We start from the raw sequence: 23,986 nt of genomic DNA, 5'->3' as shown, positions 1-23,986 counted from the left end.
AGTGAGAGAGCCCACCTATTCAAACACCATCGCGGGATGGCGCGAATGGGTGAGCCTGCCGAGCGCAGGAGTGCCGTGGATCAAGGCGAAGCTCGACACCGGAGCACGCACCTCGTCGCTGCACGCGTTCGACCTCGAAGAAGATCGCCGCGGCGAGGTGCCGATCGTGCGGTTCGGTGTGCACCCGTGGCAGAACTCCGACGAAGACGCCGTCGTGGTCGAGTGCCCGGTGCACGACCGCCGCTCCGTGCGCAGTTCGTCGGGCCACACTGAAGAGCGCATCGTCGTGCTCATGGACGTCGTGCTGCTCAAGCGCACGATGACCGCCGAGGTGACCCTCACCAACCGCGACGAGATGGGCTTCCGCATGCTGATCGGCCGGGAGGCGCTGCGTCAGGGCTTCGTCGTCGACTCCGCGCGCTCCTTCGTGGGCGGGCGCGCGCCCCGGGGCATCCGTCGCCGCAATCGCGGCCGCGACCTGCCGCCGCCGGTCGAGTAGCGAGCGCCAGCGAGCGCCGAGCGAGCGCCAGCGAGACCCGTTCCGACGTCTCGACACGGCCGCGGGAGATCCTTCAGGCTGAGTCGGGCAGGAGCCCGGGCGGGTCGATCCGAAGGGCCGCGAGTTCGACGAATTCCAGGGCAGCGGCGGCCTTGCGCCGGTGTGCGACCATCCAGGCCCAGACGGACAGCGCAGCGATGCCGCCGCCGACGACGATCGCGATGACGAAGTACTCGGGTTCTTCGCTCAATGCCACGAACCCGCCGAGAACTGCGATCAACGAGATGACGAGACCGGTGAAGGCGGCGCAGATGCGGGTGCGATTCGAGCCGTCGGCCATCGCCGCCTGGAACGGCGTTGCGAGGCCGCGTTCGCGGCGCTCCGCATCCCCTGCTGCCATCCATTCGCGGCCGGCTCGCCGGAGCTGCGTGTTGTGCGCGTCGGCGGCGAGCGTCCAGATCACCGCTCCGATGAGGCCCACGAGGAGCGTCGCGAGCATCGGTGCGACCACGGAGTCGTTGTCGTCGCTCGACAGGCGACCACCCTCGATCTGCTCCCAGACGACCGCACCCGCGATCACGACGACGAAGCCGGCGATGGCGGCGCACAGGATCCAGAAGCCGATGCGTCGCCAGATGCGACGACCCTTCGGCAGCGCGGCGACGACGGCATCTGCGTCCGCGTCATCGGCTGTCCAGCGGCTCACGAGTGCTTCGGCTTCCACCGCCGTGATCGTGCGAGCGCCCGGTGCTGCTGGCGCGGCTTCCGCGACGTCGATGCCGTTCGATCGGGCCGCGGCGCTCTCGCTTTCGCCCGCGGACGGCGCCGCAGGCGGGACCCCGAGGGTCCCGTCGATCTCAGCCAGGAGCGTCGCTGTCGAGACCTCCACGGCACGAGCGCTCGTGCTCGCCTGCAGATTGGCGGCGATCACGTCGCGCCGACCGGCAAGGTCGTCGTCGGGTCCGGCGATCGGTGCAGCCTCGACGAGACGGCGCAACTCCCGGAGCGCGAGCTCATCGAGGCCGCGGAACGGCCGGCCGGCCGCGAGCACCCGCACCGATGCGCCCTCGGTCGAGAAGAAGCGGTAGGTGAGGTACGCCGCGGTTCCGTTCATCGAGATGCTGCGGCGCACTCGGGTGACCGACTCGAGCGACACGACACGACGACCCATCCGCACCCGCCGAGTCGACACATCGAACGCGAGCGGCGCGTAGATCAGCCGCATGACGAACACGATCAGGGCGCACCAGGCGAGGGCGGTGAGTGCGACGGCGATCAGGAAACGCCCGGGCGTCTCTTCGGGCAGCAGCCAGAGCGCGCCGAAGTGGGTCACGAGACCGAGCAGCACGCTCATCACTGCGAGCGTGCCCGGCGAGCGCCTCGCCGGCGAGTTCGGGATGATCGTCATGGTGTCCATAACGGACAAGGATGCCGCACCCCACGGTCGCTCGCGATGGGGGAGCGCTTCATGGGGCGAGCACCGCCTGCCGGTCATGAGTGGGGCGAAAACACGCGGTGGCGCTGGGCGCGCACCGCGTGTTTCCGCCCACTCAACGCCGAGGGTGCCTCAGATCACTCCGTCGGAGATCGTCGTCGGGTTGCCGAAGCGGTGGTTCGTGATCGAGATCGCCTGCTCGTGCAGGAACGGCAGCAGCTCCACGCGACCCGAGGGCGTCACCGGGTGCGACCACACCGCGACATCCGGTGTGCCGCCGAGCGCCTCGGCGAGAGCGGATGCCCCGCCGCCGACAAGTCGCACACGAGGTGTGGCGATGCCACGCTTCGCGGCACGGGCGAGCCATGCGGCGTCGTCTTCACGCACGATGCGGATGTCGCGGGCGGCGAGCAGGGTGCGCACGCCCTTGGGCAGCTCGACCGCGGTCGAGACCGACATCGCCGACTTCGCGAGCACCCCGGCCGCGATGACCCGCAGCCCCTCGGCGAGCGTCGCCTGGTCGCCGATGCGCACCGTCACCGGCAGCGAACGGTAGCGGAAGACGTTGCGCTCGACGCCGACGCCCGAGACATCCTTCACGACGCCGTACTCCTCAGCCCACGCGAGCTCGTCGGAGAGGGCCGAGCGACGCAGCACGTCGAACGACTCGTAGTCGAGGGCCGACTGCGACGCCTCGATGAGCTCGGCGACGCGCTTCTCGAGCCCACGAAGGTGCAGGGTGGTCGACGAAGTGCCGTGCTGGGGCAGCCACTCGCCCAGGCCGAACAGGTAGTTCGGCCCGCCGGCCTTCGCGCCGGCGCCGACGGCCGAGCGCTTCCAGCCGCCGAACGGCTGCCGCTGCACGATCGCGCCGGTGATGCCGCGGTTGACGTACAGGTTGCCCGCCTCGACGCGGTCGAACCAGGTCGCGAGCTCCTCGGGGTCGAGCGAGTGCAGGCCGGCGGTGAGGCCGTAGTCCACGGCGTTCTGCATGCGGATCGCCTCGTCGAGGTCTTTGGCGTGCATGACACCCAGCACGGGGCCGAAGAACTCGGTGAGGTGGAAGTACGATCCCGCGGCGACGCCCGTGCGGATGCCCGGCGACCAGAGCCGCCCGGTGTCGTCGAGCTGCTGCGGTTCGACGAGCCACTCCTCGCCGATGCCGAGCTGGGTCAGCGCGTGCAGCAGCTTGCCGTTCGCGGGCTCGACGATCGGGCCCATCTGGCTCGTCGCCTGCTCGGGCCATCCGACCCGCAGCGAACGCGTGGCGTCGACGAGCTGGCGACGGAATCGCTCCGACTTCGCGACCGACCCAACGAGGATCACGAGCGACGCTGCCGAGCACTTCTGGCCGGCGTGGCCGAAGGCGCTCTTCACCACGTCGGATGCCGCGAGGTCGAGGTCGGCCGACGGCGTCACGATGATCGCGTTCTTGCCGCTCGTCTCGGCGAGCAGCGGCAGGTCGGAGCGGAACGAGCGGAACAGCTGCGCCGTCTCGTAGGCGCCGGTGAGGATGACGCGGTCGACGGCCGGGTGGGAGATGAGCTCCTTGCCGAGCTCACGCTCGCCGATGTCGACGAGGGCGAGCAGCTCGCGCGGGATGCCGGCCTCCCAGAGCGCCTCGACCATGACCGCGCCGGAGCGCTGGGCGAGCTTCGCGGGCTTGATGATGACGCCCGAGCCTGCGGCGAGCGCGGACAGCACGCCGCCCGCGGGGATCGCGACGGGGAAGTTCCACGGCGGCGTCACGACCGTCAGGAGCGACGGCACGAACGTCGCACCCTGCACGTGGTCGAGCTCGCGCGCCCGCTCGGCGTAGTAGTGCGCGAAGTCGATCGCCTCGCTGATCTCGGGATCGGCCTCGGCGATGGTCTTGCCGGTCTCTGCGGCCATGACCTCGATGAGGCGGTCGCGGTTCGCTGCCAGCGCGTACCCGGCACGGTGCAGCACCGCTGCACGCTCGGCACCGGGCAGCTCGCCCCAGGCGCGGCCGCGGGCTGCGACGGTCTGGATGGCCCGCTCGAGACTTGCGGCGTCGTCGATGCGCGCCGCGGCGATGGTGTCGAGGCCGAGCTGCGAGGTCGGCACCCGCTCGAGGATGCGCCGACCCCACTCGCGGTTCGCGGCGAGGGCGGGGTCGGTGTCGGGCTCGTTGCGGAAGCCGGGCGTGGCGCCGGGGCCCGATGACGGGCGGACGGCGGATGTCGCGGCATCCGTGAGCTCCGATGCATCCGTGCCCTCCGACCCGCGCGTGATGCCGAGCACGACGCTCGTGAGCGACGGGTCGTGCTCGTGCTCCGTGCCGGGCGCCGGGGCATCGGGAACGGTCATCGCAGCGGCGAGGGACTCGTCGGTCCACTCGGTGCGCCGGTTCTGGGTGCGGTTCGGAGCGGGCGCGACCCCGACCTCGGGCTCGAGTGCCGCGAGCGACGCGAGGTAGCGGGCCTGTTCGCGCTGGAACAGCGGCTCGCTCGCGGCGAGCTCGAACACGGCCGACATGAAGTTCTCCTGGCTCGCGTTCTCTTCGAGCCGGCGGATGAGATACGCGATCGCAACGTCGAACTCGCTCGGGTTCACGACGGGCGTGTAGAGCAGCAGGTTGCCGACGTCACGGCGCACGGCCTCGGCCTGACCGGTCGCCATGCCGAGCAGCATCTCGAACTCCACGCGCGAGTCGACGCCGCGCTCGCGAGCGGTGAGCCAGGCGTGGGCGACGTCGAAGAGGTTGTGCCCCGCGACACCGAGCTTCACGGCATCGGTTCGCTCGGGGGTCATCGACCAGTCGAGTACGCGCTTGTAGTTCGTGTCGGAGTCCTGCTTGGTGGCGTACGTCGCGACCGGCCAGCCGTGCACGGCTGCGTCGACGTGCTCCATGGCGAGGTTGGCACCCTTGACGACGCGCACCTTGATGGGAGCTCCGCCGGCCGCGCGGCGGTTCTTCGCCCAGGCGGTGAGCTCCTGCATCGCGCCGAGCGCGTCGGGCAGGTAGGTCTGCAGCACGATGCCCGCTTCGAGGTCGCGCAGTCGGGGCTGGTCGAGGAGTGTGGTGAAGACCGCGATCGTCAGGTCGAGGTCGCGGTACTCCTCCATGTCGAGGTTGATGAACTTCGGGGTCGGGCTCTTCGCGGCGAGCTCGTAGAGCGGCGTGAGCTTCGCGACGACCTTGGCGACGGCCTCGTCGAACGACCACATCGAGAGCTGGCTGACGACGCTCGACACCTTGATCGACACGTAGTCGACGTCGTCGCGCGCGAGGAACTCGAACGTGCCGGCGAGACGCCGGTCGGCCTCCTCTTCACCGAGCACGGCCTCGCCGAGGAGGTTCAGGTTCAGGCGGTTGCCCGATTCGCGCAGGCGCGCGATGGCCGGGCCGAGCTTGTCGGGCGTCGCGTCGAGCACGAGGTGTCCGACCATCGCGCGCAGCACCCGGCGCGCGATCGGAATCACGATCCACGGGAACACCGGGGCGACGACGCCGCCGACCCGGATCGCGGCACGCAGGTACCAGGGCAGGAACTTCGGCGTGAGCTTCGCGACCTGCTCGAGGTTGCGGCCGGCGACGCCGAGATCTTCGGGCCGCATGACCCCGTCGACGAAGCCGACGGTGAAGTCGAGACCGCGAGGATCTTTGAGCACACCGGCGAGCCGCTCGGCGGCGGGGTCGGCGGGGTGCTCGGCACTCTCAGCGAGCCAGCGGCGCACGAGGGCGACGACGTGATCGGTGTTCGGCCGGGCGTCCGTGGCGGCGTTCGACATGGTCACGAGGGTAGTGTCCTTTGCTTCTGGCGCGCCGGGGTTCGCTCGCCTGTCGGGATCAGTATGCGCCGCGACATCCGTTCGGTAAAGCGAATGAATCTGAACGATACTGTTCAGAAGACCCGAATGATCGCTGGATGCCTCGGAGGTGCCCCATGCTCGACGTGCGACGCCTGCGCCTGCTGGTCGAACTCAGCGACCGGGGCACCCTCTCGGCGGTCGCCGAGGCCCTTTCCTACAGCCCGTCGTCGGTGTCGCAGCAGCTCAGCCAGCTCGAGCGCGAGGCGGGCGTGCCCCTGCTCGTGCAAGTGGGCCGGCGCGTGCAGCTGACCCCACAGGCCGAAGTGCTCGTGGGCCACGCCCGCGCCGTGCTCGACCGGCTCGAGGAGGCCGAGTCGGAGGTCGCCCGCTCGCTCACGGCGGTCGGCGGCACGGTGCGCATCGCCGTGTTCCAATCGGCGGCACACGCCGTGGTGCCGCAGGCACTCACCCTGTTGCGCGCCGAGCACCCGGCATTGCGGGTCGAGGTCACCGAACGCGAGCCCGACGCGGGGCTCTTCGAGGTGTCGGCACGCGACTTCGACCTCGTGATCGCCGAGCAGTACCCGGGGCACACCCGGGCGCATCGCGAAGAACTCGACCGGGTCCATCTCGTCGCCGACACGATCCGACTGGCGTTGCCGCCGCACCCGTCATCGCGTCGCGGCACCACCGCCGGTCGAGGAGCGAGCACCGGCGAGCGCATCGAGACCTCGCTGCTCGCCGCGGCATCCGGCATGCCCTGGGTGCTCGAGCCCGAGGGCACGGCGTCGCGCGACTGGGCCGAGCAGCTCTGCCGCGAGGCGGGGTTCGAGCCCGACGTGCGGTTCGAGACGGCCGACCTGATGGCGCACATCCGCCTGATCCGCTCGGGCAACGCGGTGGGCCTGCTGCCCGATCTCGTGTGGGCCGGCGAAGCACCGAGCGTCGCGCTGATCGATCTGGCGGGGCAACCCGAGCGCGAGGTCTTCACCTCGACCCGGCACGCCGCAGCGGCCCGGCCCGCGGTCGTCGCCTGCCGTGATGCGCTCGCTCGAGCGGCCCGCGCCACGGCGACGCCTTCCGGGCAGTAGCCGTCGGGCTCGCCTACGCTGTGCCCATGTCGCGAACGATGCAACGGTGGGCCGTCTCGGCAGTGCTCGCGGTCGCTGCGGCGACCCTGGCCGCCTGCGCGGGCAACGCCGGTACGGATGCCGCGGAGCCGGTCGATCCCGTCGGCACATGGGGCGACGCGTCGGCGACCTCCGAGCCCTCGCTCGTGCTGGCCGACGACGGCAAGCTGACCGGGACCGACGGGTGCAACCGTCTGGTCGGCGCGTGGAACGCGGACGAGCACGCAGGCGATCACGCCGACGGCAGCCCGATCGCGTTCGTCGACGTAGCCTCCACCCGCATGATGTGCCAAGACATCGACACATGGCTCTCTCGCCTCGCGACCGGCACGATCTCGGGCGACACCCTCACCGTCTTCGACGAGTCAGGCGCCGAGATCGGCTCGCTCGAACGGTCGAGCGACGAGGCGCCGACGCCCGAGGCCACGGTCACGCCGGCCGCCGAGACGATCGACCCCGAAGCTGTCATCGGCACTTGGGGTGTCGCGACCAACGCCGGCGAGCCCTACATCGTCTTCTCCGCCGACGGCACCGCCGGCGGAAGCGACGGATGCAATGGGTTCGGAGGCAAGACCTGGGCGGTCGAGGGCGACGCCGTCGAACTCTCCGGCGGCATCCAGAGCCTCATGGCCTGCGACCAGATCGATCAGTGGGTCAACGGGGCCGCCTCCGCGACGATCGACACCGAGACGATGATCTTCTTCGACGAGTCGGGCGCCCAGATCGGCTCACTGCCGCGCACCGAGTAGCAGGGCCGGCAACACGCACTACACCGAGAGGTGGAAACGGATCGCGTCATCGATCGCGTCGAGCACGCCCACGGGGCATCTGCCGATGACGCCCCGCACCCGCTCGACCGAGATCGAGCGGATCTGGGCAGCCTGCGCCTTCGACGGCGTACTGAGGCCCATGTGCTCGAGCTCGACGGCCTCGAACACGCCGGTTTCGAAACCGCCGAACACTCGCGTGACGTTCGTCGTCAACGGAACGATCGTGACCACGCCGCGACGGAGCCGAGTGGCGATCGAGTTCGCGCCGTCGTTGCTCACGAGCACGCATGGCCGGGCCTTGGATGCTTCGGCGGGCAGCGCCGGGTCGAGCGAGACGACCAAGACGTCACCGCGCCTCATCCGGGCGCTCCGTCGGCTGCAGTCGACTCCCAGACTGCTGCCTCACCCGAGGCTTCCCACTCGTTGAACGCCGCCGCGTAGTCATCAGCGGCGTCGAGCTCGCGTCTCAGCCGCACGAGGTCGTGGATCGCGGCCGACCGATTGCCCTCGTAACGCACGGCGATCGAGTCGATGAACGCGACATCGGCCGGCGAGAGGCTGACGCTCAGCTTGGTCATACCTCGATGCTACCGGAGTATGACCGCACGAACAATACAGCGGTCGGGCATGAACGGCTCACAGCCGAGCGGATGCCGCGGTGATGCGTTCGCCGAGTGCGGCGACGAGCTCGAGCACCTCTGGTGATGCCTCGAGGTGGTACCTCACTCCCTGCGGAATCCAGATCAGTGCCATCGCCAAACCCTCGGCGGTGTCGGCCTCGAGCGGCCAGGCGCAGTGCGCGGCGTCGACCGCGACGACCTCGCGTCCGTACCACCCGAGGTGCTCGGCGAGGGCGGCTCGGGGCAACTCGACGATCGCCCGAGCCGTCACGCTGCGATTGCGCCAGCGGAGCGCAGTCTCGACCCGGTCTCGTGCGAGCTCGTCAGTCATCTGCCGCGGCTCGAACAGCACCCGGGTCGCGAAGACGTCGCTGATGCGGTCGACTCTGAAGGTACGCCAGTCGTCGCGCTGCCGGTCCCAGGCGAGCAGGTACCAGCGGCGCGCCACCGGCACGAGCCGGTATGGCTCGACCACTCGCGACGACGACTCGCCCGCGGCATCCGTGTAGGTGAATCGCAGCCGCTCGGAGTCGCGACAACCGAGGGCGAGCAGGCCGAGGAGTTCGGCGTCGACCTCGGGGGTCGGCCGGCCGGAACGCGTCGCACCGGGCCCGCCCGCGCCGATCGCGGCGTGCGACTGCAACGCTTCGATGCGGCGCCGAAGGGCCGGCGGCAGCACCTGCTCGATCTTCGCGAGCGCGCTGATGGTGGTGTGCTCGGCACCGCGCAGCCCCGCGGTGGCCTGCGAGCGGAGGCCGACGGCGATCGCGACGCCCTCGTCGTCGGTGAGCAGCAGCGGCGGCAACCCGGTGCCGGCCTCGAGCCGGTACCCGCCGGCGCTGCCGCGCGCGGAGTCGATGCCGTAGCCGAGCTCGCGCAGTCGGTCGACGTCGCGGCGCAGCGTGCGGTCGGAGACGCCGAGCCGGTCGACGAGTTCGCGCGCCGACCAGTGCCGGTGACTCTGCAGCAGGGAGAGGAGTTCGAGGGTTCTCGAGGTGGTTGCGGCCATGGTCCAAGTTTCTCATTCATCAGGACAGGAACTGTCCGGATGCCTCGAGAAACTGTCGATATGACGAACCAGATGATCACCGCTCAGGGCCTCACGAAGACGTTCCCCGCCAAGGGGAAATTCGTCGAGGCCGTCCGTTCCGTCGACTTCTCGGTCGACGCCGGCGAGCTCGTCGCCTTCCTCGGCCCGAACGGCGCCGGCAAGTCGACGACGCTTCGCATGCTCACCACACTGCTGCCGCCGACGAGCGGCGAGGCGACCGTCGCCGGCTGCGACATCCGTCGTGATCCTGCCGGCGTGCGCCGCCGCATCGGCTACGTCGGCCAGGGCACCTCGGGTGGTCACACCCAGCGCGTGCGTGACGAGCTGCACGCCCAGGGCGCCTTCTCCGGCATGGGCCGTCGCGAGACGCGAGCCCGCGCCGACGAGCTCATCGAGTCGCTCGAGCTCGGCCAGGTGGCCGGCCGGCAGGTGCAGTCGCTCTCGGGCGGCCAGAAGCGCCGCCTCGACATCGCGCTCGGGCTCATCCACCGCCCCGAGCTGCTCTTCCTCGACGAGCCGTCAACGGGTCTCGACCCGCACAGCCGGGCGAACCTGTGGGAGCACATCGTCGAGCTCCGGCGCCAGACGGGCACGACGATCTTCCTGACCACGCACTATCTCGAAGAGGCCGACCAGCTCGCCGAACGCGTCATGGTGATGGATCACGGCCGGCTCATCGCCGACGACACGGCCTGGGCGCTCAAGGACTCGCTCGCCGGCGACCGCGTCACGCTCACCTTCGAGACGGCGACGGATGCCGCGGCCGCCGCGGCCCGAATCGACGGCGACGCCTCGGGGTCCATCGTCACGGTCACCGCCCCCGGCGGCGATCGCGCGTTGCCCCGCTACATCCGCTCGCTCGCCGATGCCGGGCTCGAGGTCGTCGCCGCGACGCACCGGCAGCCGACCCTCGACGACGTGTTCCTCGCACTGACCGGCCGCAGCCTCCGCGAGGAGGCGGCGCACGCCGAGGCATCCGAGCCCGCCCTCGCCTGATCCCTCCCGCCGGTCGAGGAGCGCGCGACGCAGGAGCGCGACTCCAGCAGAACCGACAGCACACCCCAGGTCTCGATACGCGCTTCGCGCTACTCGACCGACGAACATGAAGGAGCAACTCCCATGACCACCATCGACACCACCGCCCGCCCGACCGGCTTCGTCCGCGACACCGTCTCGGTCTTCATTCGCGAGTCGCGCCCGCTCGTGCGAGACCCGTTCAGCGTGATGTTCTCGCTCGTGCAACCGCTCGTCTTCCTCGGCCTGTTCGGCCCCTTGCTCGTCGGCGCCGCCGGCGGCGACGTCGCTGGCACGCTGCAGTGGTTCGTGCCCGGCATCCTCGTCATGGTCGCGCTGTTCGGCACGGCCTCGACGGGCGCGAACCTGCTCTTCGAGATGCAGACGGGCTCGCATGAGCGCACGCTCGTCGCCCCGCTCTCGCGAAGTGCGCTCCTCGTCGGCCGCGCATTGAAAGAGGTCGTGCCGCTCGTCATCCAGGGCACGATCGTCGTGCTCGTCGCCGTGCCGTTCGGGTTCACCCTCGACGTGCCGGGGCTCATCGCCGGCCTCGCCGTGCTCGCCGTCTTCGGCATCGGGTTCGGGGCGCTCAGCTACTCGCTCGCCCTCGCGTGCCGCAATCGCGACTGGATGTTCTGGATGGTGCACCAGACGCTGCTGTTCCCGCTCATGATCCTCTCGGGCATGCTGCTGCCGCTCGACGACGGCCCCGCCTGGATGCACGTCGCCGCCGCGATCAACCCGCTGAGCTATCTCGTCGGCGCCGAGCGCGCACTGCTCGCGGGCGACTTCGGCGCCCCCGAGGTCATCGGCGGCATCATCGCCGCGGCCGCGACCTGCGCGATCGGCGTCGTGGTCGGCGTGCGGGCGATGCGGCGCGCTCGCTGAGCGGGCGACCGAGCGGGCGAATACACGCGGTGGGAGCCATCCTGCACCGCGTGTATTCGCCCTTTCGCACGGTAGTTGGGCAGGCTCATTCATCGCAGGATCCGAACGACGTCTGCACTCGGTCCTGTCGTCGCCTACGCTCATGGGATGCCCCACGACGTCGTGATCATCGGCGGTGGCCACAACGGCCTCACCGCGGCCGCCTACCTCGCGCGCGCGGGCAAACGGGTGCTGCTGCTCGAACGCAGCGACCACCTCGGTGGTGCCGCCGTCTCGGCCCAGGCGTTCGACGAGGTCGACGCCCGGCTCTCGCGCTACTCGTACCTCGTCAGCCTGCTGCCGCAGCGCATCATCGACGACCTCGGCCTCGACATTCAGCTCGTGCGGCGGCGCTTCTCCTCGTACACCCCCGACCCGTCCGATCCCGCGCGCGGATTGCTCGTCGACCGCGAGGCCGACACCGACGCCGCTCTCGCCGCCTTCTCGCGGGTCGGCGCCGACGCCGACTTCGCCGCCTGGAACGATCTCTCGGCCGACACCGCACGCCTCGCCGAGCGGCTCTTCCCGACGTTGACCGAACCCCTCCCGACGCGCGAAGAGGCCCGCATGCTGGTCGGCGACGACCGCGTCTGGCGCGATCTCGTCGAGCAGCCGCTCGGCACCGCGATCGACGCGCGCTTCACGAGCGACCTCGTGCGCGGCGTCGTCGCGACCGACGGGCTGATCGGCACCTTCACCGAGCTCGACGATCCCGCGCTCGATGCGAACCGTTGCTTCCTGTACCACGTCATCGGCGGCGGCACCGGCGATTGGGATGTTCCCGTCGGCGGCATGGGCGCCGTCACCGGCGAGCTCGCGAGAGCGGCGCGCGAGGCCGGCGCCGAACTCGTCACGGGCGCCGAGGTGACCTCGGTCGACCTGTCGGGCGAGGTGCGCTGGCAGCAGGGCGGCGACTCGAGCGAGCGGATGTCGCAGGCCGGCGTCGTGCTCGCGAACGTCGCCCCTGCGGTGCTCGACCGGCTCATCACCGCCGACGCCTCTCACCCGGTGCCGACCGTCGTGCGTGAACGCCTCCGCCAGCTCAGCGCCCCCGAGGGCGCCCAGGTGAAGGTGAACCTGCTGCTCGAGCGGCTGCCGAAGCTCCGCGATACCGAGGTGGCACCCGAGGCGGCGTTCGCGGGCACCTTCCACATCAACGAGCTCGAGTCGCAGCTCGCGACGGCATACAGCGACGCCGCCCGCGGCCGCATCCCGTCGCCGCTGCCCTGCGAGATCTACTGTCATACCCTGAGCGACCCGTCGATCCTCTCGCCCGAGCTCGCGGCATCCGGTGCTCACACCCTGACCGTCTTCGGCCTGCACGTGCCGCACCGCCTGCTCGAACGGTTCAGCAACGACGAGCTGCGCGAGGCGTTGCAGGCGGCGGTGCTGCACTCGCTGAACTCGGTGCTCGCCGAGCCGATCGAGAGCATCATCGCGACGGATGCCGCCGGCCACCCGTGCATCGAGACGAAGACGACGCGCGACATCGAGGAGGCGCTCGCCATGCCCGGCGGCAACATCTTCCACGGACCGCTGTCGTGGCCGTGGGCGGAGCCGGGCACCGCGCTCACGACGCCCGCGGAGCGCTGGGGCGTCGCAACGGCCCACCCCGGCATTCTCATCTGCGGATCAGGCGCGGTGCGCGGCGGCGCGGTGAGCGGCATCGGCGGCCACAACGCGGCGATGGCGGTGCTCGAGGCATCCGTCGCCTGAGCTCGCCGACGCTCGGCGTCGGCACCCGCGAGCATTGGCCCGAGCACCCCGAGGACGCCGATGCCACGAGGAGATCATGGCGTCGCGCGAGGAGTACGACGGCGCTGCGGACTAGAAGACGAAGAGCTGTCCCAGCACGAGAATCGCAATGACGAACAGCACCACGACCGCGCCGACGATCGTCAGCGACTTCACCGAGAGCTTCGCCACGCCGTAGCCCACCAGGAACGGCAGGGCGAGCAGGAAGATCGTCACGATCCACCAGAAGGCGGAGTACCCGGCCGGCGACGCCTCGCCGAGACGCCCGCCGAACAGCTGCTCGGTGCCCGGGTGCGTCGCGAACGCGAAAGCCGCTGAGAGCGGTACCGCGATGAGCGCCGCGACGATGAGCCCGGCGAGCGCACCCCACAGCCCCGACTTGCCCTCGGTGATGTCCATTGCCTGTTCGCGCCCCGCACCCTTGGAACTCATGCGCTCACTCTAGTGTCGTGCCGCGGCGCTCTGGTAGATCGACACCGGCGGGATTAGCCTGAGGGAACGAGCGAACGGGGGCCGAAGATGACCGCGAAACCGACCGGACACTACGCGCTGAAAGACGACGGCCTGTACCTGCAATTCGACCGCCTCTTCTATGCCCCGATTGAAGACGTCTGGTTCAGCCTCACGAATCCGAACGCCATGCGCGCCTGGATCGGCACCTACACGGGCAGCCCCGCCACAGGGGGCGTGCGTTTTCGCATGGAGGCCGAGGGCGAGGGCGAATGGCAGAACGTCTCGATCCTCGAGTGCGCGCCGCCACGACGGTTCACCGCCGACTCGGGCCCCGGCCCCACCGGCATCCGCGTCTTCTGCCATCTCGTCGAGGGCGGCGGCATGACGACGCTCACGCTCGGCCAACGACTGCACGACCCCGCCGAAGCCGCCGACATGGGTCCCGGATGGGACTACTACCTCGACCGGTTCGCCGCGGCCCGTGCAGGTGCGCCGCAGCCCGACTGGGCGACCTACTTCCCGTCATTCGCAACGCACTACCGCGATCTCGCCGTTCCGCGCGCGGTGAACTGAGCGCAGAGGAGACGTTCCCGGCACGCCGAGCGCAGCGCGCGACGGGCGACGGATGTCGCGAGCCCGCGACATCCCGAACCCTAGACTGTGCCCGTGAACACGGCTGACCGACTGCGGCGACGCTCCGCAGACTCCGAGGCGCGCACTGGACTCTTCGCGAATCACCCGTTCCGGTGGGGCTTCGTCGTCACCCTGGGCGTGCTCCTCGCGCTGGTGCTCGCCCTCATGGTGGTGAACCTGCAGAGCGTGCTGCTCTCCGTGTTCATCGCCGCATTCGTGGCGCTGGGCCTCGATCCGCTGATCCGCTGGTTCCAGCGCAAGGGGCTCTCGAGACCGATTGCGATCGTGATCGTGATCGTGCTCTTCGTCCTCGTGGTCATCGGCGTCTTCTGGATCGTGCTGCCGCCCGTCGTACAGCAGGCGGCCTCGCTCGTGCAGAACATCCCTGCACAGGTCTCGCAACTGCAGGACGACGGCTGGTTCGAGCAGGTCGACGCCGCGACGAACGGCCTCGCGTCGACGGTCGTTGCCTGGGTCGGAGGCCTGCTGGCAGACCCCAACCTCTGGGCCAGCATCGGCGGCGGCGCGCTGAAGTTCGGCGCCTCGGTGCTGAACGCGGTGTCGACCGGCGTCTTCGTCGTCGTGCTCTCCATCTACTTCATCGCCACGCTCGACACCACCAAGCGAGCCTGCTACCAGCTGATCTCGGCTTCGCACCGCACCCGGGTCGTCGGCTACTCCGAGCGCATCATGGAGTCGGTGGGCCGCTACCTGAGCGGCATGGTGGTGCTGGCGTTCCTCAACGCGGTGTTCTCGGTGATCCTGCTCACTCTGGTCGGAGTGCCGTACGCCCTCATCATCGGTGTCGTCGCGCTCTTCGTGACGCTGATTCCGCTCATCGGTACCGTGCTCACGACGACGCTGATGACGATCATCGCGCTCTTCACGACACCTCTCGCGGCGCTCATCGTGCTCATCGTGATGCTCGTCTACATGCAGGTCGAGGCCTACGTGCTGACGCCGAAGGTCATGGGCAAGGCCGTGCAGGTGCCCGGCACCATCGTGCTCATCTCGGCGCTCGCGGGCGGCACCCTGCTCGGCCTGCTCGGAGCGCTCGTCGCGATCCCCATCTCGGCGGGCATCCTGCTCATCATCCGCGAGGTCGTGATCCCGCAGAAGGCCAGGTCGTAGCCCCGCCCGCCGGTCGAGGAGCGACGAAGCCCCGCCGGTCGAGTAGCGACGAAGGAGCCCCCTGCCCGCCGGTCGAGTAGCGACGAAGGAGCGTATCGAGACCTCGCAACGGCTCTCGATACGGCCCTGGCGGGCCTACTCGACCGACTGCCGGTCAGTGCCAGACCGACGGAGCGGCGGCGCGCGTCGGCGGCAGGGCGACATCCGTGCCCCACCGTTCGATCCACTCAGGGAGCCCATCGCCTGGTGTCGCGCCGAACGCCTCGACGAGCTCGGGCACTGGCACGACGCCGCCCGCCTTGCGCAGGAAGCGACCGCGGATGAATCCCTGCGCGAAGACTTCGGGCTCACCTCCCGGCCCCGGACGTACGAAGCGCTGCTCGACGTAGACGGCCTTCTCATCGAAACCGAGAATGCGGGACTCGATCGTGAACCGCTGCCAGAGCGAGAGCGATTTGCGGAATGTGATCGTCTCGCTCGCCACCACCGGGTACCACCCCTTCTCACGCATGATCGCCCAGACCCCGTTGCGCACGAGCATGTCGAAGCGCGCGACGTCCATGATCGAGAAGTACACGCCGTTGTTCATGTGACGGTTGATGTCGAGGTCGGTCGGCAGGGTGATGAAGTTCGTGCGCGCGACCTCGTAGTGGTCGAGGTCGGGCTTGCGCCGCGAGAGGAACAGCACGTGGAGCAGGGTGCGGAAGAACATGTGCATGATCCACGACTGTATGACGAAATCGTGGTGGATCATCGAACGTTGGCGAGTGCCCACAAACCGGGCGTCCCTGCGCCGTCGTTCGTGTGCGTTCGCCTCCGCCGGTCGAGCAACGAGCGAAACCCCCGCCGGTCGAGCAACCAGCGAGACCCCCGCCGGTCGAGCAACCAGCGAAACCCCCGCCGGTCGAGTAGCGAGCGAAGCGAGCGTATCGAGACCTACGGCCGCACCAGCCGGTACCGCAGGTGCGTCGCGCGGGCACCCTGCACGACGCTGATGGGCTCGAGCTCGACGCGGTGCGGGGCCGAGTCGGGGAAGAGCCGGCTGCCCCCGCCGAGCAGCACGGGCACGAGGTGCAGTCGGGCCTCGTCGACGAGTCCTGCGGCGAGCGCCTGCCTCGCGACATCCGCACCGCCCATGATGCACACGGATGCCGCGCTCGCGGCCTCGCTCGCACGTGCGACGGCTTCGGTCACTCCCCCGGTGACGAACTCGTAGCGCGACCCGCCGCGCTCGAACGGCTCTCGCGCGCGGCTCGTGACGACGAAGCAGGGGCGGCCTTCGAACACGGGCTCGTCGCCCCATGGCCCCTCGCCCACGTCGAACGTGCGGCGGCCGAGCACGAATGCTCCCGTCGTCTCGAACATGCTCGACGCGGCTTCGCGGTCGATCTCCTCGAGGGCGGCATCTCCGCCGCCGTTGCGATCGTCGGTCGGCACAGCGCCGTCGAAGATCGAGTTGCGCATCCAGTCGTGCACGCGCTCACCGGTGAGGCCGAGCGGATGCTCGAGACTCACCCCCGGCGCAGACGTGAAGCCGTCGAGCGTCATCGTCATTTCGAGGAAGACGTGGGACACGGCCGTCATATCTTCGCGGGCACGTGCCGCTCGTCGACGCCGTTGTACACCGACAGCGGGCGGATGAGTGCGTTCGAGGCCGCCTGCTCCATGATGTGCGCCGTCCAGCCGGTGATGCGGCTCGCGACGAAGAGCGGGGTGAACGTGAGCGTGTCGAAGCCCATCAGGTGATACACCGGCCCGGCCGGGTAGTCGAGGTTGGGCTTGATGCCCTTTCGCTCGGCCATCGCCGCCTCGAGGGCGATGTAGAGCTCGAGGAGATCGGGCCGCTCGTAGTGCTCGACCATGCGCTCGAGCGCATCGCGCATGGTGGGAACGCGCGAGTCGCCGTTCTTGTAGACACGGTGGCCGAAGCCCATGATCTTACGCTTCTCGGCGAGCGCGGCATCGAGCCATCCGGCCGCGGCATCCGCCGACCCGATCTCGTCGAAGGCGTGCATGACCGCCTCATTGGCGCCGCCGTGCAGCGGCCCCTTGAGTGCGCCGATGGCACCGACGACCGCGGAGTAGAGGTCGGCGAGCGTCGACGTGATGACCCGCGCGGTGAAGGTGGAGGCGTTGAACGAGTGCTCGGCGTAGAGGATCATCGACACGTCGAAGGCGGTGACGACCTCGAGCTCGGGCGCCTCGCCGAAGGTCTGCCAGAGGAAGTTCGCCGAGAAGCCGAGGTCGGCGCGCGGTTCGACGAATTCGAGCTCGCGCCGCCGGCGCTGGTCGTAGCTGACGATGGAGGGCAGCTTGGCGAGCAGGCGGATCGACTTGTCGAGGTTCGCCTCGACGCTGTCGTCGGCCGTGGCGGGGTCGCTCGCGCCGATGACGGAGACAGCGGTTCGCACGACGTCCATCGGGTGCGCCGTGAGCGGCAGCTCGTCGATGATGCGCTTCACCTCGTGGTCGAGTCCGCGGAGCGATCGCTCGCGCTCCTCGAACGAGGCCAGTTGCACCTCGTCGGGCAGCTCGCCGTACCAGAGCAGATAGGCGACCTCTTCGAAGGTGGCCGAGGCCGCGAGCTCCTGCACCGGGTAGCCGCGGTAGAGCAGCGAGTTCGACTCGGGGTTCACCTTCGAGACCGCCGTGTAGTCGACCGGCACACCGGCCAAGCCCTTGTAGATGACCGGGGCTTCCCCCTGCTGCTCGCTCATCGTGCTCCTTGCGGATCGGTGCGGGCGCTGCGGCGCGACCGCTCCCCCAGCCTAGAGGCACCCGCCCGTTCCGACGTCACGGCGGTGTGCTGGGCGAGGACAGTTGTTGCGGGTCGACCGCTGCGCGCACCCGCAACAACTGCCGTCACCACTCGGCCTGCACACGGACGCGCCGGGCGCGATTCTCGACAGCGACGGGCACTGGGGCCAGGGATCCGCGGGCATCGGCAACGATCGACTCGTGACTGCGCGGCGCCCCCTCCCACCCGAGCTCGCCGGTGCCGCCTTCACGGTGACGGAGGCGCGAGCTGCCGGGGTGCCTGCGGGACGACTTCGCGCGCTCGACCTCGAACGCCCGACGCGCGCCGCGCGGATGCCCCGTGGTGCCGATCTCCCCAGCAGGTGCCGAGCCGTGCTCCGCGCGCTCCCCGAGCACGCGTTCGTCTGCGGCGTCACCGCGGCCGAGTTGCACCGCCTCCCCGTACCGATGGTCCTGCGCTTCGCGACATCCGCTCTGCTCGAGATCGGAGTCCCGGGGCCGAGCCGTGCGCTCCGTCGCGCGGGCCTGCGCTGCCGTAGTCTGCGCATCGGCGAGGGCGATGTCGAGCGGCGAGGCGACCTCCGCGTCACCACGGTGGCCCGCACCTGGTGTGATCTCGCCGCGACGCTCACCGTTCCCGAACTCGTGGCAGCGGGAGATGCGGCGTTGCGAAGGCTCGCGCCTGCTGTGCTCACCAGCGCCATCGATCGGCATCCCGATCACCGACTCCGCGGTCGACTTCGGGCGGCGTTCGACCTGCTCGACGCGGCATCCGAATCCCCGAAGGAGTCAGAGCTCCGCGCTCTCGTCGTGCTCGCGGGCCTGCCGCGACCGAGCGTGAACGTACCGATCTTCGACGCAAGCGGCCGGTTCGTGGCTCGGGTCGACCTGATGTTCACGGAGTACCGAGAAGTGCTCGAGTACCAGGGCGATCACCATCGCACGGTTCTGGCGCAATGGCGGCGAGACCGCACCCGCGAGTCCGAGCTCGAGGCGCTCGGCCATCACGTCACCGAGGTCACGCAGCTGGATCTCGACCTGCCCCGCGCCCTCATCGACCGCATCACGGCGAACCTCCGTCGCCGAGGTTGGGCCGGACAGGTCGTCATCTCGCCATGGTTTCCCGTGCGCGGCCGACGTTGACGGCAGTTGCTGCGGGTCGGCTGACATTCACACCCGCAACAACTGACCGCAAGCGCGAGCGGGCGGAGCGGCGCGAGGGGGCGGAGCGGCGCGAGCGGGCGGATGCCGCGTCAGCGGGCCACGCGGAAGTTGAAGATGCTCGTGTCGAAGTGGTTGTAGCCCTCGTAGTCGATGAGCTCGTAGAGGTCGGCGCGGTGCTGCATCTCGTCGAGCTTGCCGGTGAGCGCACCGACATCCGTCAGCTCGTCGAGGCCGCGGCCGGCCGCGCCCATCGCGAGGCGCAGCAGCGACACCGGCCAGATGACGATGTTCATGCCCACGTCGGCGAGCTGCTGCACGGTGAAGAGCTCGCTCTTGCCGAACTCGGTCATGTTGGCGAGCAGTGGCACGTCGACCGCAGCGCGGATCGCGGCGAACTCCTCGAGCGACGCCATCGCCTCGGGGAAGATCGCGTCGGCACCCGCGTCGACGAGCTTCTTCGCGCGGTCGACCGCGGCGGGCAACCCGTCGACGGCACGGATGTCGGTGCGCGCCATGATGAGGAAGTTCGGGTCGCGACGAGCGTCGACGGCGGCGCGGATGCGCTGCAGCGCCGTGGACTCGTCGACGACCTGCTTGCCGTCGAGGTGGCCGCAGCGCTTCGGGTTCACCTGGTCTTCGATGTGCAGGCCGGCGAGGCCGGCGTCTTCCATCTCCTGCACGGTGCGGGCGACGTTCATCGGCTCGCCGAAGCCGGTGTCGGCGTCGATGATCGCCGGCAGCTCGGTCATGCGGGCGATCTGCTTGCCGCGGCCCGCGACCTCGGTGAGCGTCGTCAGGCCGATGTCGGGCAGTCCCAGGTCAGCGGAGAGCACGGCTCCCGAGATGTAGACGCCTTCGAAGCCCTTCTGCTCGATGAGCCGCGCCGACAGCGGGTTGAACGCGCCCGGAAAGCGCAGCAGCTCGCCGCTCGCGAGTCGCTCGCGGAAGAGCCGGCGCTTCTCGGCCGGCGGGGTCTGGGCGTACAGCATCAGATGACCTCTCGGTTGGTCTCGATACGCTTCGCAACTCGACCGACGGGCAGCATCAGAAGAGCCCCTCGGGAACGTCGATGCCGACGAGCGCGCCCGGGGCGACGGTGAAGGTGAGGCCGCCGAGCTCGTCGGGGCCCAGCTCGGGCAACCGCTGCGCGACGTCGAGGAACCGCTCGATCTCGTCGGGCGTGAGTGCCCACTCGGCGAGCGTGCGGAACTTCTGCACGTACTGCTCACGGGCGAACGGGCGTGCGCCGAGCGGATGCGCGTCGGCGACGGCGATCTCGTCGACGATCTCGCCGCCGTCGCTGAGCTTGATCACGACGCGGCCGCCGAACGCCTTCTCGGCGATGTCGTTCGAGTGATAGCGGCGGGTCCACTCCTCGTCTTCGACCGTCGTGACCTTCTTCCAGAGCGCGACGGTGTCGGCGCGGTGCGCTCGCTCGGGCGAGTACGAGTCGGCGTGGTGCCACGACCCGTCTTGCAGTGCGACGGCGAAGATGTACGGGATCGAGTGGTCGAGCGTCTCGCGCGAGGCATCGGGGTCGTACTTCTGCGGGTCGTTCGCCCCAGAGCCGATCACGAAGTGCGTGTGGTGCGAGGTGTGCAGCGTGATCGACTCGATGCGCTCGGGGTCGTCGAGGATCAGCGGGTACTCCTCGTGGAGCTTGCGGGCGAGGTCGATCCACGCCTGCGCCTGGTATTCCGCCGAGTGCTCCTTCGTGTACGAGTCGAGGATGGCGCGCTTCGCCTCTCCCACCTCGGGCAGCGGCACCTCGTACGAGGCATCCGGCCCGTCGAGGAGCCACGCGATGAGCCCGTCTTCGCCCTCGTAGATCGGCACGGGACTCGTCTGGCCGCGCATCGCGCGGTCGACCGCCTCGACGGCCATCTTGCCGGCGAACGCGGGGGCGTGCGCCTTCCAGGTGGAGATCTCGCCCTTGCGGGACTGGCGGGTCGCCGTCGTCGTGTGCAGTGCCTGGCCGATGGCCTGGAAGATCGTCTCCTGATCGAGGCCGAGGAGCGTGCCGATGCCCGCGGCCGCCGAGGGGCCGAGGTGGGCGACGTGGTCGATCTTGTGCTGGTGCAGCGAGATCGCCTTGACGAGGTCGATCTGGATCTCGTAGCCGGTGGCGAGCGCCCGCACGACGTCACGCCCGGTGAGTCCGCGGTTCGCCGCGAGGTGCTGGGCGACCGCGACGATCGGCGGGATGTTGTCGCCGGGGTGGGAGTACTCCGCAGCGAGGAAGGTGTCGTGGAAGTCGAGCTCGCGCACGGCGACCCCGTTGGCCCACGCCGCCCACTCGGGGCTCGTGCGGCGCGCGGCGTCGGCTCCGAAGACGGTGGCGCCGTCGCCGCCGATCGAGACGGGGTGGGCGAGTGCCTGGCTGCGCGCCGAGACGACCGGCCCCCGCGCGATGGAGGCGGCAGCGACCGCCGCGTTGTCGATGACGCGGTTGACGACCATGTCGGTGACGTCGTCGTCGAGTTCGACGGGATCGATCGCGACCCCGGCCAACTGCCAGGCGAGCTGGCCCTCGCGAGCCAGGTTCTCGTCACTCCGGTGTGTGCGCAGGTGGTGGGTCTTCACCCCTCAACGCTATCCCGGAACCCGCCGGTCGAGTAGCGAGCGCAGCGAGCGTATCGAGACCCCGCCGTCCGCGGGGTCTCGATGCGCGGCCTCCACGTCGGTCGCTACTCGACCGGCGTGGGCCACACGGGCTCGTCGACCGGCGTCTCGATCACACGCGCCGCGAGCCCCGGCTCGACATCGTCGAGCGATGACGGGTTCCACCGCGGGTTCCGGTCCTTGTCGATGACCTGGGCGCGAATGCCCTCGCGCAGGTCGTGCTGCTCGATGAACCACGACACGAGACGGAACTCCTGCTCGAGCGCGTCTTCGAGGCTCGGCAGCGTGCGTGCGCGACGCACCGACTCGAGCGTCACCGTGAGCGCGGTCGGCGAGAGCGTCTCGAGTTCGTCGGCGGCCGCTGCCGCGTATGCCGCGGCCGTCGGGTCGGCCGGTACCGCCGCTCGCCCCTCAGCGAAGGCGCGGAGCCGGTCGATGATCTCGCCGACCGTCGGCGCCGAGTAGCACGCATCGACCCAGTCCCGCGCGAGCGCGAGCGCCGACGGGCCCGGCGTCTCATCGAAGAGCATGAGGATCTCTGCCGGGCTGCCCGGGTCGGCCCGCTCGGCGAGCGCCTGCAGCACATGCGGTAGGCGTTCTGAGGGCACGAACGAGTCCGCGAAGCCGGCGTGCAGGGCGTCCGCGGCATCCATCGTGCGCGAATTCAGTGCGAGGTGCACGCCGAGCTCACCGGGTGCCTTCCCGAGCAGCCACGAACCGCCCACGTCGGGAGTGAAGCCGATGCGCGTCTCGGGCATCGCGACGCGCGAACGCTCGGTGACGACGCGGATCGAGGCGTGCCCGGCGAGGCCGATGCCGCCGCCCATCGTGATGCCGTCCAAGATCGCGACGACGGGCTTCGGGTAGCGGGCGATCATCGCGTCGAGCCGGTACTCGGCGCGGAAGAAGCGGCGCGCCTCGGCGTGATCGCCGTTCGACACGTAGTGCGACAGCTCGCGGATGTCTCCGCCGGCGCAGAAGCCGCGCTCGCCCGCGCCGTCGAGCACGACGACCCCGACCTCGGAGTCGTCGCGCCAGGCTTCGAACACCACCGTGAGCGCACGGATCATCTCGTAGCTCAGCGCATTGAGCGCCTGCGGGCGGTCGAGCGTGACGTGGCCGACGCCGTCGGCGACGGTCGCGGAGATGTGGTCGCTCACGAGTGCCACCGTATCGGCTGCCAGGCGGGCACCCGTACAATCTCGGGGTGGCCGTCGCCAAGATCCTCCTCTACTACGTCTTCACGCCGCTCGGCGACCCCGAAGCGGTGCGGCTCTGGCAGCGCGACCTTGCGGAGTCCCTCGGTCTGCGCGGCCGCATCCTGATCTCCGAGCACGGCCTGAACGGCACAGTCGGCGGCGAACTCGGCGCACTGAAGCGCTACGTGCGCAAGACCCGCGACTACCCGGCGTTCAAGCACATCGACTTCAAGTGGAGCACCGGCACCGGCCTCGACGAGCACGGCGCGAGCCTCGACTTTCCGAAGCTCAGCGTCAAGGTGCGCGACGAGATCGTGTCGTTCGGCGCACCCGGCGAAGTTCGCGTCGACGCCGACGGCGTGCGCGGCGGCGGCACGAAACTGAGCCCCGACGCGCTGCACGACCTCGTCGCCGAGCGTGGCGACGACGTCGTCTTCTTCGACGGGCGCAACTCCCTCGAAGCCGCGATCGGGCGGTTCGCCGGCGCCGTCGTGCCCGATGTCGAGACCACGCGCGACTTCGTCGAGCTGCTCGACTCGGGCGAGTTCGACGAGCTCAAGGGGCGACCGGTCGTCACCTACTGCACCGGCGGCATCCGGTGCGAAGTGCTCTCGAGCCTCATGACGAGTCGCGGCTTCGGCGAGGTCTACCAACTCGACGGCGGCATCGTGCGCTACGGCGAGCGCTACGGCGATGACGGCCTGTGGCAGGGTTCGCTCTACGTCTTCGACCAGCGCGGGTCGGTCGACTTCAGCGACCATGCCGCGGTCATCGGCTCGTGCGCGCAGTGCAGCGGTCCCACGAACCGCACCGTCAATTGCACGGATGTCGCGTGCGATGCCGAGTTCGTGCTGTGCGAGTCGTGCGGCGCGAGCGCCTGCCCGGCGCACGCGGCCATGCCGGTCGAGGAGCGGGCGCCAGTCCCGCCGGTCGAGGAGCGAGCGCCAGTCCCGCCGGTCGAGGAGCGAGCGCCAGTCCCGCCGGTCGAGGAGCGAGCGCCAGTCCCGCCGGTCGAGGAGCGAGCGCCAGTCCCGCCGGTCGAGGAGCGA

21 protein-coding genes and 1 pseudogene are annotated in these 23,986 nt (G+C 69.9%); 10 read left to right on the top strand and 12 right to left on the bottom strand.

The features are described 5' to 3' along the window. The first annotated feature begins 1 nt into the window (after position 1). Positions 2 to 499 (top strand): ATP-dependent zinc protease family protein, encoded by a 498-nt coding sequence (locus tag AC6CH0_RS05910; protein WP_498098878.1) that lies wholly within the window; start codon positions 2 to 4, stop codon positions 497 to 499. Between the two features lie 73 nt (positions 500 to 572). Here the strand turns inward: AC6CH0_RS05910 and AC6CH0_RS05905 are convergent, their stop codons facing one another. Then, a complete protein-coding gene (locus AC6CH0_RS05905) occupies positions 573 to 1,916 on the bottom strand; it encodes a hypothetical protein (protein ID WP_498098877.1) in 1,344 nt (447 codons plus the stop codon). Between the two features lie 150 nt (positions 1,917 to 2,066). Then, positions 2,067 to 5,690: a proline dehydrogenase family protein gene (locus AC6CH0_RS05900; protein WP_498098876.1), complete on the bottom strand. Its 3,624-nt coding sequence runs from the start codon at positions 5,688 to 5,690 to the stop codon at positions 2,067 to 2,069. Between the two features lie 155 nt (positions 5,691 to 5,845). Between AC6CH0_RS05900 and AC6CH0_RS05895 the strand changes: the two genes are divergently transcribed. Both AC6CH0_RS05895 and AC6CH0_RS05890 read left to right on the top strand, forming a co-directional pair. Further along, a complete protein-coding gene (locus AC6CH0_RS05895; RefSeq protein ID WP_498098875.1) occupies positions 5,846 to 6,802 on the top strand; it encodes a LysR family transcriptional regulator in 957 nt (318 codons plus the stop codon). A 26-nt stretch (positions 6,803 to 6,828) separates the two neighbouring features. Next, a complete protein-coding gene (locus AC6CH0_RS05890) occupies positions 6,829 to 7,590 on the top strand; it encodes an META domain-containing protein (protein ID WP_498098874.1) in 762 nt (253 codons plus the stop codon). An 18-nt stretch (positions 7,591 to 7,608) separates the two neighbouring features. On the opposite strand, the gene AC6CH0_RS05885 is transcribed toward AC6CH0_RS05890, so the two are convergent. The 3 genes from AC6CH0_RS05885 to AC6CH0_RS05875 are packed head-to-tail and all read right to left on the bottom strand — an operon-like array spanning position 7,609 to position 9,240. Continuing rightward, positions 7,609 to 7,971, bottom strand: a complete 363-nt coding sequence (locus tag AC6CH0_RS05885) for a type II toxin-antitoxin system PemK/MazF family toxin (RefSeq protein ID WP_498098873.1) — start codon at positions 7,969 to 7,971, stop codon at positions 7,609 to 7,611. Then, positions 7,968 to 8,189, bottom strand: coding sequence for a DUF8778 family protein (locus AC6CH0_RS05880; protein WP_498098871.1), 222 nt, complete (start codon positions 8,187 to 8,189; stop codon positions 7,968 to 7,970). Before AC6CH0_RS05880 ends, AC6CH0_RS05885 begins: the two co-directional genes overlap by 4 nt. Before the next feature lie 58 nt (positions 8,190 to 8,247). After that, complete coding sequence (locus AC6CH0_RS05875) at positions 8,248 to 9,240, bottom strand: helix-turn-helix transcriptional regulator (RefSeq protein WP_498098869.1); 993 nt, start codon at positions 9,238 to 9,240, stop codon at positions 8,248 to 8,250. A 60-nt stretch (positions 9,241 to 9,300) separates the two neighbouring features. Between AC6CH0_RS05875 and AC6CH0_RS05870 the strand changes: the two genes are divergently transcribed. The 3 genes from AC6CH0_RS05870 to AC6CH0_RS05860 all read left to right on the top strand — a co-directional run bounded on the left by AC6CH0_RS05870 (position 9,301) and on the right by AC6CH0_RS05860 (position 12,939). Continuing rightward, on the top strand, positions 9,301 to 10,278 hold the full coding sequence (locus AC6CH0_RS05870) for an ATP-binding cassette domain-containing protein (protein ID WP_498098867.1): 978 nt from the start codon (positions 9,301 to 9,303) through the stop codon (positions 10,276 to 10,278). A 123-nt stretch (positions 10,279 to 10,401) separates the two neighbouring features. Then, positions 10,402 to 11,184, top strand: a complete 783-nt coding sequence (locus AC6CH0_RS05865) for an ABC transporter permease (protein ID WP_498098865.1) — start codon at positions 10,402 to 10,404, stop codon at positions 11,182 to 11,184. A gap of 147 nt (positions 11,185 to 11,331) precedes the next feature. Next, positions 11,332 to 12,939 (top strand): phytoene desaturase family protein, encoded by a 1,608-nt coding sequence (locus AC6CH0_RS05860; RefSeq protein WP_498098863.1) that lies wholly within the window; start codon positions 11,332 to 11,334, stop codon positions 12,937 to 12,939. A 111-nt stretch (positions 12,940 to 13,050) separates the two neighbouring features. Here the strand turns inward: AC6CH0_RS05860 and AC6CH0_RS05855 are convergent, their stop codons facing one another. Beyond that, positions 13,051 to 13,410: a hypothetical protein gene (locus AC6CH0_RS05855; protein WP_498098862.1), complete on the bottom strand. Its 360-nt coding sequence runs from the start codon at positions 13,408 to 13,410 to the stop codon at positions 13,051 to 13,053. An 87-nt stretch (positions 13,411 to 13,497) separates the two neighbouring features. Between AC6CH0_RS05855 and AC6CH0_RS05850 the strand changes: the two genes are divergently transcribed. Both AC6CH0_RS05850 and AC6CH0_RS05845 read left to right on the top strand, forming a co-directional pair. Beyond that, positions 13,498 to 14,004: an SRPBCC domain-containing protein gene (locus AC6CH0_RS05850; protein WP_498098860.1), complete on the top strand. Its 507-nt coding sequence runs from the start codon at positions 13,498 to 13,500 to the stop codon at positions 14,002 to 14,004. A 93-nt stretch (positions 14,005 to 14,097) separates the two neighbouring features. Then, positions 14,098 to 15,195 carry an AI-2E family transporter gene (locus tag AC6CH0_RS05845; protein ID WP_498098858.1) on the top strand — a complete coding sequence of 366 codons (1,098 nt, stop codon included), beginning with the start codon at positions 14,098 to 14,100 and terminating at the stop codon, positions 15,193 to 15,195. A gap of 154 nt (positions 15,196 to 15,349) precedes the next feature. On the opposite strand, the gene AC6CH0_RS05840 is transcribed toward AC6CH0_RS05845, so the two are convergent. From AC6CH0_RS05840 to AC6CH0_RS05830, 3 genes are all read right to left on the bottom strand, one after another. Next, positions 15,350 to 15,913, bottom strand: a complete 564-nt coding sequence (locus AC6CH0_RS05840) for an acyl-CoA thioesterase (RefSeq protein WP_498098856.1) — start codon at positions 15,911 to 15,913, stop codon at positions 15,350 to 15,352. A 218-nt stretch (positions 15,914 to 16,131) separates the two neighbouring features. After that, positions 16,132 to 16,770 (bottom strand): dihydrofolate reductase family protein, encoded by a 639-nt coding sequence (locus AC6CH0_RS05835; RefSeq protein ID WP_498098854.1) that lies wholly within the window; start codon positions 16,768 to 16,770, stop codon positions 16,132 to 16,134. 5 nt (positions 16,771 to 16,775) lie between these two features. Continuing rightward, positions 16,776 to 17,912 carry a bifunctional 2-methylcitrate synthase/citrate synthase gene (locus AC6CH0_RS05830; RefSeq protein ID WP_498098852.1) on the bottom strand — a complete coding sequence of 379 codons (1,137 nt, stop codon included), beginning with the start codon at positions 17,910 to 17,912 and terminating at the stop codon, positions 16,776 to 16,778. A gap of 106 nt (positions 17,913 to 18,018) precedes the next feature. Between AC6CH0_RS05830 and AC6CH0_RS05825 the strand changes: the two genes are divergently transcribed. Then, entirely contained in the window at positions 18,019 to 19,095 is a 1,077-nt protein-coding gene (locus AC6CH0_RS05825) for a putative endonuclease domain-containing protein (protein ID WP_498098850.1), read from the top strand. A 110-nt stretch (positions 19,096 to 19,205) separates the two neighbouring features. Here AC6CH0_RS05825 and prpB read toward each other — a convergent pair whose 3' ends face one another. From prpB to AC6CH0_RS05810, 3 genes are all read right to left on the bottom strand, one after another. Continuing rightward, positions 19,206 to 20,105 (bottom strand): methylisocitrate lyase, encoded by a 900-nt coding sequence (gene prpB, locus AC6CH0_RS05820; protein ID WP_498098849.1) that lies wholly within the window; start codon positions 20,103 to 20,105, stop codon positions 19,206 to 19,208. A gap of 55 nt (positions 20,106 to 20,160) precedes the next feature. Beyond that, positions 20,161 to 21,699, bottom strand: a complete 1,539-nt coding sequence (locus AC6CH0_RS05815; protein ID WP_498098848.1) for an MmgE/PrpD family protein — start codon at positions 21,697 to 21,699, stop codon at positions 20,161 to 20,163. A gap of 104 nt (positions 21,700 to 21,803) precedes the next feature. Further along, positions 21,804 to 22,898, bottom strand: a complete 1,095-nt coding sequence (locus AC6CH0_RS05810; RefSeq protein ID WP_498098846.1) for an enoyl-CoA hydratase/isomerase family protein — start codon at positions 22,896 to 22,898, stop codon at positions 21,804 to 21,806. A 47-nt stretch (positions 22,899 to 22,945) separates the two neighbouring features. Here AC6CH0_RS05810 and trhO point away from each other — a divergent pair. Beyond that, positions 22,946 to 23,833: pseudogene (trhO, locus tag AC6CH0_RS05805) on the top strand (oxygen-dependent tRNA uridine(34) hydroxylase TrhO); the annotation flags it as partial. Positions 23,834 to 23,986: the final 153 nt, after the last annotated feature.

This window comes from Agromyces sp. GQ35 (assembly GCF_059758475.1).
Note: the sequence above shows the minus strand (reverse complement) of the source record. Positions and strands in the feature narration are given on the sequence as shown.

Coding starts and splice junctions, on each gene's coding strand:
- AC6CH0_RS05905 (WP_498098877.1), bottom strand. CDS start 1,916: ATGGACACCATGACGATCATCCCGAACTCGCCGGCGAGGCGCTCGCCG.
- AC6CH0_RS05900 (WP_498098876.1), bottom strand. CDS start 5,690: ATGTCGAACGCCGCCACGGACGCCCGGCCGAACACCGATCACGTCGTC.
- AC6CH0_RS05895 (WP_498098875.1), top strand. CDS start 5,846: ATGCTCGACGTGCGACGCCTGCGCCTGCTGGTCGAACTCAGCGACCGG.
- AC6CH0_RS05890 (WP_498098874.1), top strand. CDS start 6,829: ATGTCGCGAACGATGCAACGGTGGGCCGTCTCGGCAGTGCTCGCGGTC.
- AC6CH0_RS05885 (WP_498098873.1), bottom strand. CDS start 7,971: ATGAGGCGCGGTGACGTCTTGGTCGTCTCGCTCGACCCGGCGCTGCCC.
- AC6CH0_RS05880 (WP_498098871.1), bottom strand. CDS start 8,189: ATGACCAAGCTGAGCGTCAGCCTCTCGCCGGCCGATGTCGCGTTCATC.
- AC6CH0_RS05875 (WP_498098869.1), bottom strand. CDS start 9,240: ATGGCCGCAACCACCTCGAGAACCCTCGAACTCCTCTCCCTGCTGCAG.
- AC6CH0_RS05870 (WP_498098867.1), top strand. CDS start 9,301: ATGACGAACCAGATGATCACCGCTCAGGGCCTCACGAAGACGTTCCCC.
- AC6CH0_RS05865 (WP_498098865.1), top strand. CDS start 10,402: ATGACCACCATCGACACCACCGCCCGCCCGACCGGCTTCGTCCGCGAC.
- AC6CH0_RS05860 (WP_498098863.1), top strand. CDS start 11,332: ATGCCCCACGACGTCGTGATCATCGGCGGTGGCCACAACGGCCTCACC.
- AC6CH0_RS05855 (WP_498098862.1), bottom strand. CDS start 13,410: ATGAGTTCCAAGGGTGCGGGGCGCGAACAGGCAATGGACATCACCGAG.
- AC6CH0_RS05850 (WP_498098860.1), top strand. CDS start 13,498: ATGACCGCGAAACCGACCGGACACTACGCGCTGAAAGACGACGGCCTG.
- AC6CH0_RS05840 (WP_498098856.1), bottom strand. CDS start 15,913: ATGCACATGTTCTTCCGCACCCTGCTCCACGTGCTGTTCCTCTCGCGG.
- AC6CH0_RS05830 (WP_498098852.1), bottom strand. CDS start 17,912: ATGAGCGAGCAGCAGGGGGAAGCCCCGGTCATCTACAAGGGCTTGGCC.
- prpB (WP_498098849.1), bottom strand. CDS start 20,105: ATGCTGTACGCCCAGACCCCGCCGGCCGAGAAGCGCCGGCTCTTCCGC.